Raw genomic sequence first — 10943 nt, forward strand, 5'->3', positions numbered from 1 at the left:
CGTATTTCGATTTGTTCCGGGGTTATGGGAGAGGCTTTTGGCGTTTTCCCCTGTCGCTCATCACGCAGTTGTTTTACCCATTTCGTCATCGTAGAAAAACTGACGTCCATGGCTTTTGCTGCTGGCGCGGCGGTGTAATTTTGGTCGACAACCAGTTGAGCGGATTCGCGTTTGAATTCAGGACTAAAATTTCTTCTTTTCATTGGTGCCCCTGTGTTGTTCTGAGGTGAGCATATTACCTCTGTTCAGGTGGCCAAATTCAGTGTGCCACTACAATATCAGGAATGATCCCTGATGGGTAAGCTATTGCCAATTTGAGATATTTACGTTTATCAAACGTCTGTCCCTGCATCAGGGCATAGCCTGCGGGAATATTATCCGACGGCCAGGCGATAGGGGCACCGACAGGCAAGATACTGGCGCTGGTCTCTGCCGCAATACTTGTTGCAATGGCCTTAATCGCCGCCAGTAACTGCGCCACCTGGCTGCTATCGGGCTTCATGCCCACCTCGCCAGAATATTCTTATGCTCCGTCTGGGTGTCAATCATCGCGCCCCGCATGGCATTCAGCCATTTGGCGTGCACCACCGTCTTCTCGGCACCGGTAGACGGGTCACCATCGTGGAACAGGCCATCGGCGGTCTCAACCGACGAAATAATCTCTTTCATTTAGGGTGTCCCCCCGTCATTATCGTCTGTGCTGGTGATTCGGCCACGTTCAGCGCTGAACGCATTACGGTTTTCAGTGCCTCAATCTCTGCCTGCTGCGCTTTCACTTTCGCGGACAGGTCTTTTATTGCTTCAATCAACAAGGCGGATATGCTGCCATAGGCGACGGCTTTTACATTCTTGACAACGGTGCCATCACTCTCATGGTAATCCCCCGAATTACCTACTGCCCCAGGCAGGACCTTTTCCAGCTCATCGGCTATCACACCCGCCTGACGATGTTCGGCAAGGACATACGTGTAGCCCGTCAGCGTTTCGCTTTTTGCAAGGCTATTTTCTATTTTCGCAATATCGCTTTTTATCCGCCGGTCCGAGTTATTTTGCCAGTGCCCCTGCATGGCATAAGCGCTACCGTCATCCTTAAAAAGGAACCACTTAATGTTACCGCCACCGCGATTAATAATAAGGCGATGTTTATAATGACTGCCCACCACGTCGGCACCGTAAAATTCCGTGCTCATGGGATTGCCTGGATAAGGGTAATAGCGGCATTCACTTGAACGTGTCTCGTTGCCGCTTTGCCCCCGGCCATAAAAATGGAGAATATCCGTGAGATGGCCGCCACCGGATAGCGAGACGGCTTTGCCAAAGGTCGCTCCGCCACTGACGGTCAGTTTTCCACCCACTTTAAGGTCTTGTACCCAATGCGGGCGCTGGGTATTCCATTCGCCGGTTTTGACGTTATTGGCGTACAGCGCCACGCTGCCTTTGCCATTGGCAATCAGCCCTGAATCGCTGTCGCCAACATTGACCGAATGGGTGAGATCTGCAGACTGCCGTTAACCGTGCCACCGGTACGTTTGTCCAGTGCGTTTTGTGCTTGTTCAACGGTATTTTTTAACCCCAGATTGGCCACGAACGCCGCCTTGTCTGGGATATCCGCGCCGTTGTTTTTCTTGAGCAGGCTGCGTTTTTCATTCTCCTGCCGGGCTTGCGCAATCAGCCCCTTGATGGCCTCGGCCAGCTGGTTATGTTGCGCCGGGTTGGGCTGCATTCCGGCGGCCGCCAGAATATTTTTCTGCTCGGTCTGGGTATCGATGACCGCCCCCTGCATGGCGTTCAGTCACTGGGCGTAGACCACGGTCCCCCTGACGTCGTCGGCCGGGTCGCCGTCATGAAACAGCCCGTCCTCGCTGTCAATCGGCGCGATAATATCCTTCATGGGCGCGTTTTCTCCCTGTAGTTAAACACCACCTGGGTGTGCGCGGGTTTCAGGTCCTTAAACAGCCCTTCAATCAGGTTCTGCCCAAAGGTCAGCAGCTTTCCCCCGGCCACCGAGCTACCGGCGCGGAAGCGGTAGGCCGGCACCTGTGCGTTATCGATATTGACTATCCACAGCCAGATAATCTCCGGCACCCAGATACGCTCGCCGGCCCGGCCAATGCCTGCGCGTATCCACTGCACGGTCTGCTTGTTCACCACCGGCACCACATTGGCGCTGGGGGCAAGCAATTGGTAGTCCACCACGCCGACCACCTCGGATATCAGCGCCCCCAGCTGGGTTCTGACCGCCACCTCACCGGGGGCCAGGGCAGTTATAACATAGTCACTGAGCGCGGTCGTAATCTGTTTGCGCGCGGCCTCCAGCGTCAGATTGCTCAGGCTGACCTGGGCCGTGATACCGGCTTTCAGCACCTCGGGGCCAGTACCAGACAGTTTTTCGCGGTGACTGGGCGCATTCCGTCAAGGTAGCGCTGCACCGCCTTAAGCGTTTCCGACGACGGCAGGTCGTTATGGGTGACTATCACCACATCCACCGTACCGTAGCCCCGCCGCAGCAGGTAGACATGGGCTTCGGTGACGCCGGGCAGGGACACCGCCCTGCGATGGTAATCGTATTGATTGCCGCCCGCCGGCGGCCGGCGTATCACCTCCAGCAGACGTGCCAGCAGGGCGTCGTCGGATTCGGCCTCGCTGCCGCTGACCATGCGGGTGATAGTGACGTTGCTGTCAACACCGGCTTGGGGCCATCAGCAGCGCCCCTGGCGTATTGTCCGCCAGATTGCCCTGGGTACCGCTTTGCAGCGGGCGGGCGGGCAAGGTCAGGCTGCCCCGTTACGTCTATCGTGGCCGGCGCGGTGGTCTGGTAGCGCTGACGGCTGCCGGTGAAACGCAATTGCAGTAGGCCGGTAATGTTTGCGCCGGGGTTGCCGGTCAGGCGTACTTCGCCGTGGGCTGGGGTAGCTGCTTTCGATGTCAGGTTGCGCGTGCGGGCGCGCATTACTAGATAGTCATGGTCGGCGGTGTCTGGGAACATTTGCCGCTATCCACAGCTGGTGCTGGTATAGCCCCTGCAGCGCGCGGGCAATGGCGTTCGCGCGCACCGCGTAGTCACTGTCGGGACCGGTATCGGCGTCCGGCAACTGGTTGCAGATATCGCGCAAGAGCGTGTCGGCAATCTCGGTATGAGTGGGGGTGCTGTGCGCCATGGTGATATTCCGTTTAAATGACCTTTATCGGGCGAGTAAAGGTTTGCAAATTGCCGTTGGCGGCCACGACATCGATATGCAGCCGCAGGGCACCTTGTGCCGGACGGCTGACTCGGACGGCAATGCGGCGAGCGCGGTTATCCGGCCAGCAGTGGTTGCAATGCCTGTTCGGCATATTGCTGGGCCAGTCGCCGGGTGGTGGCCGAGTCTTTGGCCCGCGCCACTTCTGCTCAGCTGCGGGTCAGCCCAATATTGCCCCCGCGGCGTCATCAGGCATAGGTAGACCGCGTTATGCGGGTCAGTGGTGCGAGTGCCGGTGTAATCACCGGTCTGGCTGTCAATCAGTGCGTCCATGGCGTCAGGGTAAGATAGGCGACGGGGCGGGAGGAGTGACGCGGGCTGTAGAGGGTAACTGGTACGGTGGTGTGCGTCGCGAGCCGCGACGCTATCTTACCCGTTAACCGGTCCGTCGGACAGCACGGAAGGTGTCGGGTGCCTGTGTCCACTTTGCCGGATGTCGTTGATTTCCACCTCGGCGCGGTGCAGGGTGCCGCCCTGGTGCTCAATATCCCCCGCAAAGCGCGCCACCGCGCCGTCGCCGCCGTTAATCGTCATACCGCCGTGGCCGCTGATAGGCCCCTCGGCGGTCAGTGCCTGTGAGGTTGACAGCATCGGCGTCTCGCTGCCGGCGCGCTCTTCGGCCTGAACCTGATAGCGTTTGCATTTTACTCGATACTCGTCGCATTCCACCTCGATAATTCTTTCGCGCCGGATAACGATTTTGGCGCCTTCCTCACTGTAGAGCGCCACCTCGTTGTTTGCCAGCCCTTCCAGCCGGTAGAGGTGCTGTGTTTGCTGGCAATCACGATACTATGGCGGGTACGGCCGCCCACCGGCAACACCACCGCCATGGTGCTGGCCGGCGGCACCGAGGTCAGGCCGTAGTGCTGGAACAGCTCCACGTCCGGCGTACTCTCCCCGGCCAGCGCCGGCGCATCCAGTGCGCCCAAAAACGATGGCCGCGCCTCGATACCCAGCGGCGCGTTGCCGCCGGTCTGCAGCCCCGACAGCGGGCAATCGGCTGACGGGTGGCCAGGTGCTCACGCAGCAGCGCCACGTCTTTTTCACCCAGCCGGCGCGCCCAGTCCTCATCTGCCCCTTTGAGCACGAGGCCATCACTGAGCGCCGCCGTCAGCAGGGCAGTGACTTCGTTGCCGTTCAGTTGACGACCGAGTGCCGCCACCTGCTCACGAAGCTCATTGGCCACGCTGAGCGGGGCATAGGCAGCCGGATCAGTGGGCGTGCTGGTCTGCTGTGACAGCGCGGCAATCTGGTTATCCTTCTCGCCAAGCAGCGACAGCAGATTGATGCGGGCGGCCGCCGTCCCTTGTCCGCCCAACAGGCGGTCAATGAGTTTTTTCAGCTCAACCGTCACCTCCTCAGGCGTGGCCGACAGCGGCAGATTCAGCATCCAGCGCAGTTGTTCTAACAGTTCATCCACGTTATTTTCTCCCGTGAGTTGTTGTGACGTCGCCGCCAGCAGCGCCGCCATGCCGTCAAGCGCCGGCACGTTGGTCAGCGCGGCATTCGCCAGGCAGCTCACATTGCCGCCTGTCGTACTGAAACAGCGGGGAGACAAAGCGGTAACTCCCCGACGGCAATCAGGGTGCGGGCACGCTCGGTTCATTCGACATCCACCGCAAATAGCCTTAGTCCCTCGACCCATTCCAGCTGCGAATACCAGCCGGCCGCCAGCGCGGGCTGGCCATTCTCCCGGGCATGGATAGCCTGGTGCTCATAGTCAAAGCAGTACGACGTCTGGCGCGCCTGGGCAGCGTCAATCAGCCTCCGAGCCTACGGTTCCTCCAGCCGCCAGTGCGCCACGTCGGTGGGGCGTGTATCCTGCGAGCGAAAGGTACCGGCCGGAAACAACTGGACACGGGTGCCGGCGCTCTCCAGCGCCACGGTCAGTGCGGCAAGACGGACGGTGTTTTTCACGCGGTGGCGGTCCCAGAAAGTGTATTCATGGGAAACAGCCTAACCTGGGCATCGGGTATCTCGTCGTGACGGGTGTGTGTAGGGGGGGGGTAAGAGTGGGGGAAGGAAAAGGACACAAACGGACTGCCATCAGACTACACCGCTGACGCGGACGGCGATACCCCGTTTAAAACCCATTTAAATCGCTCCAGAATCGCTTAACGCGGTTTCACCCGCATCATCCCCGCCTGCCTGACTATCAAAAAACGCGACACGGCCTTTACAGAGTGTTACTCGTCCAGCGCGCGCTGAAGGTAATCATTGACGGTGTGCACCAGGGCCTGATAGTCTTGGTCCGCCAGACTGAAACTGAGAAAGGGCCGCGCCGATATCGTTGAGCCGGGATAATTGACGCGCTTTACCACCCGACCGTTAAAGGCAGCGCTTTTTTATAGCGGGGACGAATGATATGGGGCCGGGTAGGGCCGCCCTGATTGCTGCAGGATTTTGCCGGCGCGGTCAATAAGCAGCCAGCGCAGGCGGCCTTCCTGCTCGAAATTCTCCATCACCGCGTCACACAGGTCTTCACTGAGGGTGCGCATCAACGGCTGGCGGTGGCGCAGGGTATCGGGAACAGTGATCGTGCCGTCAATCATGGTGTATACTCATGGCAGAGTGGTTGTTTCCAATGGGTAACGGTTGCTGCCACGCCGCCAGCATGATCCGGTTCGAGTCCGACGTCTGCCGCTGCTGCAGAGCGGTGACCAGCGGGGTCAGCAGCGTCTGCATGGTCTGGTTGACCGGCGTTGCCGGTCCGCCGAGGGCGTCTTCCAGCGCCTGCTCGGTGGCGGTAGGTGTGTGCGCAACGCTCAGCGCCGCGATGCCCGGCCAGCACTTCGGCACCAGGCTGGCCCCGGTAAAGGTCGGCAGGTTGCCCGGCGGCGGCTGCAGGAGCAGGAGCTCGTCGTCCCGGGTGGCGGGAATGATGCTTTCCGCCACCCAGCCGCTTTTGGCCTAGTGACGATGCAGCAGCCAGCCGAAGGGGTTAAGCTCAGCGCCGTCGAGGCTGCCGTCAATCAGGCGAATAGCGTTACGGTTATGGGTCGCGGTCTGGAACCAGCGTTGCAGGCGCTTGTAGAAGGCGCGGGGCAGCCAAATGTTTTCCGCCTGTTTCCAGCTGATTTCCACAGCGGCAAAGCCGTGACCAATGGCGTCCAGCAAGTCGAACAGCAGCGTTTCAAACTCCGGCAGGTCTGAAAACCATTCCGTCGCGGCGGCACAATGCGCCAGGTGAGCGGCATCACCGAACGGCGGCGCTTGCTCATCTCGGCAAACAGATGGCCATCGCGCTCCTCCATATCAAAAAACAGGTCAGCCTGGCGTACCAGATGCCCCAGCTCAGCCTCGCTCAGGATGTCATACAGCCGGCAGATATCGATGCCCAGCGAGGGGTGCCTCCGGTCAGTTGTTGATAACGCAGGTGGCGGTCATCGGCAGTCTGTGGCTGCGTCAGGGTGCGGCGACGCAACAACCAACCGTAAATATCGGTAAGCATGCCCATTACCAGCCTCCACGGGAAAAGCCCAGCCGTCCGGGGTGACGGTCACCGGACAATGAGCGGTATTCGGTTTTCGGGCCGTGGGTCACGGCCAGCGTCCAGCGCATGTGCAGCGCACCCGGGCCGTCGTCATGGTCGGCGCGGGGAAAGTGGCGCAGCTGGTGTATCACAGTGGTATGGCTGGCGTGCAGCCGGATAAGCCCGATTTCCGTATGGGGCTGCAGGGTCTCGATACGCAACAGCTTGTCGGCATGAGGGATAATGGCCCGCGCCGGCACCGGGTGACCTAGCGGTGCCGCGCGTTTAATCAGCTCGGTGCGCAGGAACTCCTGGAACTGCACCGCCTCAATACCCCAGACCAGGCAGTGGTATTCCTTTTGCAGGGCGATGATGTTGCTGATAATGGCGTCCGGCAGCCGCTGGCGTATCTGCGCTCCCACCACATCCAGCACGCCGGTGGTGCGATTAAAACCGCCGAGCCGCGGCGGTGATGGATCACGGCTAACCCCAGCCTTGCCGAGGCTGGAGTTGCAGGCCCCCGTAGAAAACCCACTCGTTAAGCCGGTTGACCCAGAAATGCAGGCCGTGGGCAAACAGCGCATCCTTACCGCTGACCGGGTCATTCTGGTACTCAGCGTCAAAGGTGGCGTGACCGTCCCCGGGTGCGGATATGCATCAGGGTCAGCAGCGGGCGGGGCGGACCAAGAGACTTCCGCGCCTTCCTCCATCTCGGTACGGTGTGACGTATAAAAATCCTGCGCGGCGGCCTCCCCCCTGGTTACGCAATACCTGCTCCCAGGTCTTTCACAACGACAGGTTCACCGGCCACTGGCGCAGGGCCTTAAACCGTGCCTGCCGCCACAATGGGTTATTCAGGGTGCGTGATAACACCGAGTCGTAATGCAGGATGGTGCCGATATACACCACATCGAGTTTTGCGCCCGCGCCGCCCAGCGGCAGCACGGTTTTTCTCAGCCAGCTTTCCAGCTTGGCGCGCTGGTCCGGGTTGTGTACCTGCTCGTCGTTCTCAATATCGTCCAGTATCACCAGGTCAGGGCGGTGCGGCCCGGGGCGCAAGCCGCGCAGCTTTTTGCTGCTGCCGGCCACCTGCACCTTGATATCATTGCGCGTTAAGGTGATGCCCATCTGCCAGACGCGACCGACACCGCAGGCTTCGGGGAAGTCGTCCCGCAACCAGGGGCTAAATTCCAGATCGGCCTTGATGGCTTCGAGCATCGGGTACGCCTGGTCGATGGAGTCCATTACCATCAGGGCATAGTGCTTGATGCCGCGTACCAGACACCACAGCACAAACAGCTGTCTGAGCAGCGTTGACTTGGACTCTCCGTGCGGCGCGCCGTGGCGATGGCGTCCTGCTCGCCTTTCGAGCTGGCGACTACCTGCGGCAACCGCTGAAACAGACAGCCATGCAGTTCACTGGGGTCGGCATGACGGATATAGTGCGGAAAATAGGTCTGCACAAAATAGCGATAGCCGTTCACCGGATCAGCCACCTGTGAACGCCGCGCCGCCATGGCTTCCGCCCCGGTATCAAAACCCAGGCATTCAGCCTTGATGGTGTGGCGCAGACTGGAGGCCAGCGCAGCCAGCGAATGCTGGAATTCACGGATGGAAAATTTCGCCGCCATATCTCGCTTTAAATCCCCTGTAAACGCGGTTTACACGCCATGATGACGCTCAGCCAGTACCGCATTGATGCGCGACACCAGAATCTCTGCCACCGTGTCAACGCTGCCGGCGACACTCGCCAAACATAAAAAGTGCGCACCACCGTCCAGACCGACAGACACATTCTCGCCGGCGACCCTGACCACGCTGACCTCGGCCGGGTCGAGGTACACGCCCGGCAACGGCTTAACCAGCTGCTTCATGCCAGTGCCGCCTCTATCTGGTTTTTGATGCGGGTTGACGCCTGAAAGGGTGTTTCGCCATAGGCGAGATCCACGGCATGCACCGCACCGTCGCGCAGCTTGACAAACACCTCGCCGCCGTTGCTGACCCAAACCTTGGTGATTTCCCCGGCGATAACGGCCACGTCATCCCGGATTTCAACGAATTGATTAGCCATAATGTTTTTCCAGTACCGGTCCGAAAGCCTCAAGAATGTCAACAAACGCCGCCAGATGTCGGGGGTGGTTGTCCTGAATAAACGCCGAGAACAGCTTCAGGGTCTCCATGGCGGTGGCCAGCTGGCTGGTCTCGAGCAGGCTTTTTTGCTGGCGGCAATGGACTTGCTCCACGCATCCGTTAAGCGTGCCAGCAGCTCAACCCGCTCTGGGGCACTCAATGTGTCAGCCAGGTTGACTTTTTCCAGTGTCTCCTGAAACTGCGCCATCAGGCTGGTCAGGATGGCGCGCGCGATATCTTCCGGCGCGCCGTTGGCCAGCAGATGGGCGCTGCGTATTACCTCTCAGTCATCGCCACTGCTTAGCGCCTCTTTTTTACAGCGCCGGGCGGAATGCACACTGACGCCGCACTGGATTGCCGCCCGCTCCAGAGACAGGTTGCCGAACACATAAGCCCGCCGCCGCCCCTCGCGGGTGGCCCTGGAATGCGCCATTACACCCCAGGTCGCGCCCGTATGAGCGCCGCCAGCCCGGTAGCGCCGGTGCCCTGCGCCCTTCACCTGCAGGCGGTCAAGGCGGCGGGCGATACCGTCGAGCTGGGTACGAATGGTGCGCAGCTCTACCAGCACCGGCGACATCGCATCCTGTGGTTTCATGAATCAAGCTCCTCATTATTTGTCGGCCTTGCGGTCGAGCTTGTTATCAATACGTTGAATATTGTCCTTGATGTCCTGCATCATGCAGTCATCAGCTGCAGGTCGCGCTGTGCATCCTCACGCCGCTGATAGTCCTGCCGTACTTGGGTCAGTTCATACTGCAGGCGGCGAAGTTCTTCACTGACGCTTTTAAGCCACAGGCCGCCGAGCGCCGATAGCAGGCTCAGGGCAATATTGAAGGCCAGATCAAGGCTCATCGCGCGGTCTCTCCTGTGCGCTATAGAAAGCGTTTATCGCCTGCAGCTGGGCTCGTAGGGTCAGACACCCGGCCCCGTAGTCGCTGGCGTGGTGCAGCAACGCCTCCGGGCCAAGCCCCTTTACGGGGGCGGTGGCATGGGCGGCAACAGCAGCAGGTTGGCCGGCGGGCGTGGACAGGGCAGTATTATCGTCGGCGGGGTAACCGAGGGCGGCGCGGTAGCGCTGCAGCCCATCAGGCCCCAGACCGGTATAAGCAGCGCCATCATGGGCCACCGCATAGGCAATACTTCCTGTGTAACTGTTGGGTTTTCAGCGTCAGGGCGTGCTGTGTGCTCTCCAGCTGCACGCTGACGCTGAGCCGGTCATTGGCCCCCTGCAGCTGTTGCTGCCGGGTCAGGGCGGTTTCCAGCGCCTGTTGTGTGGCCTGCGCCTGCTGGCGTTGTCGAGCTGCACACTCAGCCTGCCGAGTGGCCAGTGTTGCCTGGGCGACCAGCCTGGCCTGCTGTGTACAGCGCCAGTAGCCTGCCCCGCCGGCCAGAGCGGCAACCAGTACGGCTATCCACCACGGACGGCGAATGAACTTAATCAGTGCGAGTAGCCGTGTCATCAGCGGCTCCCTATTTACGGGCGCGCCGTCCGGCGCTAAAGCGGGCGACGTCGCCATGGGTGACCCGGGCGCCGAGATAGACCCCGAGCGCCAGGTCGGTCTCCTGACGGCTCCAGGCACAGCCCAGCACCACCAGGGAGCTGACCAGAAACGCGCCGACGATAATCACATCCGAGGTCGACAGCCGCCTCTCGGGATTAGTGACCAGCTCAGCCAAACGCGCCATCATGGGATACGCTCACACAGATAGTCGCGCAGCTGCGCGAAGTTCCCCGACGCCCAGGCCGATACTGAAAATCCTGGGCACAGCTTGCTGGAAAATTCATTGTGGCCGTGCAGAGTGGCCTCGGGCCAGCGCGCACGCAGCGTCAATACCTGGGTGCGCAGCACGGCCCACTGCGCCGCCGTAAACTGGTCGGTGCCCACCAGGCAGAGACCCAGCGAATCAGCGTTATGGCCGCGCACATGGGCACCCACTTCTTCCACATCGCACCCGGTCAGCCACTGACCGTCAACGTCAATCACCCCATGGTAGCCAATGCTGGTCAGGCCGTTATCATTGGCCGGGGCGTCACGGTGAAAACCGCGCGCCGGTGCCAGCGGTCAATCACCTGGGCGGCGTTTTCGCCGTCCCGGCCCAGG

At 60.5% G+C, this 10943-nt stretch carries 24 protein-coding genes and 4 pseudogenes; all 28 read right to left on the reverse strand.

Annotation, left to right across the window (positions count from 1 at the left end; genetic code table 11):
* Window positions 1-203, reverse strand: a 203-nt coding sequence (locus ACTBDU_RS14015) for a transposase (RefSeq protein WP_438806888.1), incomplete at its 3' end; no start/stop codon positions are given.
* A 71-nt stretch (window positions 204-274) separates the two neighbouring features.
* Window positions 275-415, reverse strand: a pseudogene (locus tag ACTBDU_RS14020) (tail fiber protein); the annotation flags it as partial.
* Window positions 416-498: 83 nt separating this feature from the next.
* Window positions 499-669, reverse strand: a complete 171-nt coding sequence (locus ACTBDU_RS14025) for a hypothetical protein (RefSeq protein WP_438806889.1) — start codon at window positions 667-669, stop codon at window positions 499-501.
* Entirely contained in the window at window positions 666-1430 is a 765-nt protein-coding gene (locus ACTBDU_RS14030) for a tail fiber domain-containing protein (protein WP_438806890.1), read from the reverse strand. Before ACTBDU_RS14030 ends, ACTBDU_RS14025 begins: the two co-directional genes overlap by 4 nt.
* 20 nt (window positions 1431-1450) lie before the next feature.
* Complete coding sequence (locus ACTBDU_RS14035) at window positions 1451-1783, reverse strand: hypothetical protein (protein WP_438806891.1); 333 nt, start codon at window positions 1781-1783, stop codon at window positions 1451-1453.
* Between the two features lie 104 nt (window positions 1784-1887).
* Complete coding sequence (locus ACTBDU_RS14040) at window positions 1888-2364, reverse strand: hypothetical protein (protein ID WP_438806892.1); 477 nt, start codon at window positions 2362-2364, stop codon at window positions 1888-1890.
* Window positions 2358-2657, reverse strand: a complete 300-nt coding sequence (locus tag ACTBDU_RS14045) for a baseplate J/gp47 family protein (protein ID WP_438806893.1) — start codon at window positions 2655-2657, stop codon at window positions 2358-2360. Before ACTBDU_RS14045 ends, ACTBDU_RS14040 begins: the two co-directional genes overlap by 7 nt.
* Window positions 2597-2986 (reverse strand): baseplate J/gp47 family protein, encoded by a 390-nt coding sequence (locus ACTBDU_RS14050; protein ID WP_438806894.1) that lies wholly within the window; start codon window positions 2984-2986, stop codon window positions 2597-2599. Before ACTBDU_RS14050 ends, ACTBDU_RS14045 begins: the two co-directional genes overlap by 61 nt.
* Window positions 2961-3158, reverse strand: coding sequence for a hypothetical protein (locus ACTBDU_RS14055; RefSeq protein WP_438806895.1), 198 nt, complete (start codon window positions 3156-3158; stop codon window positions 2961-2963). Before ACTBDU_RS14055 ends, ACTBDU_RS14050 begins: the two co-directional genes overlap by 26 nt.
* 13 nt (window positions 3159-3171) lie before the next feature.
* A complete protein-coding gene (locus ACTBDU_RS14060) occupies window positions 3172-3333 on the reverse strand; it encodes a hypothetical protein (protein ID WP_438806896.1) in 162 nt (53 codons plus the stop codon).
* A gap of 275 nt (window positions 3334-3608) precedes the next feature.
* Entirely contained in the window at window positions 3609-3968 is a 360-nt protein-coding gene (locus tag ACTBDU_RS14065) for a hypothetical protein (protein WP_438806897.1), read from the reverse strand.
* The gene (locus tag ACTBDU_RS14070) at window positions 3884-4120 is read right to left on the reverse strand and encodes a phage baseplate assembly protein domain-containing protein (RefSeq protein ID WP_438806898.1); all 237 of its coding nucleotides are present in this window, start codon (window positions 4118-4120) and stop codon (window positions 3884-3886) included. The genes ACTBDU_RS14065 and ACTBDU_RS14070 overlap by 85 nt, the downstream gene beginning before the upstream one ends.
* Window positions 4093-4884, reverse strand: a complete 792-nt coding sequence (locus ACTBDU_RS14075; protein WP_438806899.1) for a phage protease — start codon at window positions 4882-4884, stop codon at window positions 4093-4095. Before ACTBDU_RS14075 ends, ACTBDU_RS14070 begins: the two co-directional genes overlap by 28 nt.
* Window positions 4842-5003, reverse strand: a complete 162-nt coding sequence (locus ACTBDU_RS14080; protein ID WP_438806910.1) for a phage protease — start codon at window positions 5001-5003, stop codon at window positions 4842-4844. The genes ACTBDU_RS14075 and ACTBDU_RS14080 overlap by 43 nt, the downstream gene beginning before the upstream one ends.
* A gap of 422 nt (window positions 5004-5425) precedes the next feature.
* Window positions 5426-5560, reverse strand: a complete 135-nt coding sequence (locus ACTBDU_RS14085) for a hypothetical protein (RefSeq protein ID WP_438806900.1) — start codon at window positions 5558-5560, stop codon at window positions 5426-5428.
* 24 nt (window positions 5561-5584) lie between these two features.
* A complete protein-coding gene (locus ACTBDU_RS14090; RefSeq protein WP_438806901.1) occupies window positions 5585-5791 on the reverse strand; it encodes a hypothetical protein in 207 nt (68 codons plus the stop codon).
* Window positions 5784-6134 (reverse strand): hypothetical protein, encoded by a 351-nt coding sequence (locus ACTBDU_RS14095; protein WP_438806902.1) that lies wholly within the window; start codon window positions 6132-6134, stop codon window positions 5784-5786. Before ACTBDU_RS14095 ends, ACTBDU_RS14090 begins: the two co-directional genes overlap by 8 nt.
* A 15-nt stretch (window positions 6135-6149) precedes the next feature.
* Window positions 6150-6493: pseudogene (locus ACTBDU_RS14100) on the reverse strand (phage portal protein family protein).
* Window positions 6494-6543: 50 nt separating this feature from the next.
* Window positions 6544-6696, reverse strand: a complete 153-nt coding sequence (locus tag ACTBDU_RS14105) for a hypothetical protein (protein ID WP_438806903.1) — start codon at window positions 6694-6696, stop codon at window positions 6544-6546.
* Window positions 6696-8342, reverse strand: a pseudogene (terL, locus tag ACTBDU_RS14110) (phage terminase large subunit). Before terL ends, ACTBDU_RS14105 begins: the two are co-directional and overlap by 1 nt.
* A gap of 30 nt (window positions 8343-8372) precedes the next feature.
* A complete protein-coding gene (locus ACTBDU_RS14115; RefSeq protein WP_438806904.1) occupies window positions 8373-8585 on the reverse strand; it encodes a hypothetical protein in 213 nt (70 codons plus the stop codon).
* A complete protein-coding gene (locus tag ACTBDU_RS14120; RefSeq protein WP_438806905.1) occupies window positions 8582-8782 on the reverse strand; it encodes a hypothetical protein in 201 nt (66 codons plus the stop codon). The genes ACTBDU_RS14115 and ACTBDU_RS14120 overlap by 4 nt, the downstream gene beginning before the upstream one ends.
* Window positions 8775-9436 (reverse strand): annotated as a pseudogene (locus tag ACTBDU_RS14125) (DUF1804 family protein). Before ACTBDU_RS14125 ends, ACTBDU_RS14120 begins: the two are co-directional and overlap by 8 nt.
* A gap of 80 nt (window positions 9437-9516) precedes the next feature.
* On the reverse strand, window positions 9517-9693 hold the full coding sequence (locus ACTBDU_RS14130) for a hypothetical protein (protein WP_438806906.1): 177 nt from the start codon (window positions 9691-9693) through the stop codon (window positions 9517-9519).
* On the reverse strand, window positions 9683-9967 hold the full coding sequence (locus ACTBDU_RS14135) for a hypothetical protein (RefSeq protein WP_438806907.1): 285 nt from the start codon (window positions 9965-9967) through the stop codon (window positions 9683-9685). The genes ACTBDU_RS14130 and ACTBDU_RS14135 overlap by 11 nt, the downstream gene beginning before the upstream one ends.
* The gene (locus tag ACTBDU_RS14140; RefSeq protein ID WP_438806908.1) at window positions 9957-10301 is read right to left on the reverse strand and encodes a hypothetical protein; all 345 of its coding nucleotides are present in this window, start codon (window positions 10299-10301) and stop codon (window positions 9957-9959) included. The genes ACTBDU_RS14135 and ACTBDU_RS14140 overlap by 11 nt, the downstream gene beginning before the upstream one ends.
* Before the next feature lie 10 nt (window positions 10302-10311).
* Window positions 10312-10530 (reverse strand): hypothetical protein, encoded by a 219-nt coding sequence (locus ACTBDU_RS14145; RefSeq protein ID WP_438806909.1) that lies wholly within the window; start codon window positions 10528-10530, stop codon window positions 10312-10314.
* Entirely contained in the window at window positions 10527-10901 is a 375-nt protein-coding gene (locus ACTBDU_RS14150) for an N-acetylmuramoyl-L-alanine amidase (RefSeq protein WP_438806911.1), read from the reverse strand. Before ACTBDU_RS14150 ends, ACTBDU_RS14145 begins: the two co-directional genes overlap by 4 nt.
* Window positions 10902-10943: the final 42 nt, after the last annotated feature.

It is taken from the genome of Sodalis sp. (in: enterobacteria), assembly GCF_051710625.1.
Lineage (GTDB): Bacteria > Pseudomonadota > Gammaproteobacteria > Enterobacterales > Enterobacteriaceae > JBPESN01.

Coding starts and splice junctions, on each gene's coding strand:
- ACTBDU_RS14025 (WP_438806889.1), bottom strand. CDS start 669: ATGAAAGAGATTATTTCGTCGGTTGAGACCGCCGATGGCCTGTTCCAC.
- ACTBDU_RS14035 (WP_438806891.1), bottom strand. CDS start 1,783: ATGCAGGGGGCGGTCATCGATACCCAGACCGAGCAGAAAAATATTCTG.
- ACTBDU_RS14045 (WP_438806893.1), bottom strand. CDS start 2,657: ATGGTCAGCGGCAGCGAGGCCGAATCCGACGACGCCCTGCTGGCACGT.
- ACTBDU_RS14050 (WP_438806894.1), bottom strand. CDS start 2,986: ATGTTCCCAGACACCGCCGACCATGACTATCTAGTAATGCGCGCCCGC.
- ACTBDU_RS14055 (WP_438806895.1), bottom strand. CDS start 3,158: ATGGCGCACAGCACCCCCACTCATACCGAGATTGCCGACACGCTCTTG.
- ACTBDU_RS14060 (WP_438806896.1), bottom strand. CDS start 3,333: ATGCCGAACAGGCATTGCAACCACTGCTGGCCGGATAACCGCGCTCGC.
- ACTBDU_RS14075 (WP_438806899.1), bottom strand. CDS start 4,884: ATGGGTCGAGGGACTAAGGCTATTTGCGGTGGATGTCGAATGAACCGA.
- ACTBDU_RS14090 (WP_438806901.1), bottom strand. CDS start 5,791: ATGATTGACGGCACGATCACTGTTCCCGATACCCTGCGCCACCGCCAG.
- ACTBDU_RS14105 (WP_438806903.1), bottom strand. CDS start 6,696: ATGGGCATGCTTACCGATATTTACGGTTGGTTGTTGCGTCGCCGCACC.
- ACTBDU_RS14115 (WP_438806904.1), bottom strand. CDS start 8,585: ATGAAGCAGCTGGTTAAGCCGTTGCCGGGCGTGTACCTCGACCCGGCC.
- ACTBDU_RS14120 (WP_438806905.1), bottom strand. CDS start 8,782: ATGGCTAATCAATTCGTTGAAATCCGGGATGACGTGGCCGTTATCGCC.
- ACTBDU_RS14130 (WP_438806906.1), bottom strand. CDS start 9,693: ATGAGCCTTGATCTGGCCTTCAATATTGCCCTGAGCCTGCTATCGGCG.
- ACTBDU_RS14140 (WP_438806908.1), bottom strand. CDS start 10,301: ATGACACGGCTACTCGCACTGATTAAGTTCATTCGCCGTCCGTGGTGG.
- ACTBDU_RS14145 (WP_438806909.1), bottom strand. CDS start 10,530: ATGATGGCGCGTTTGGCTGAGCTGGTCACTAATCCCGAGAGGCGGCTG.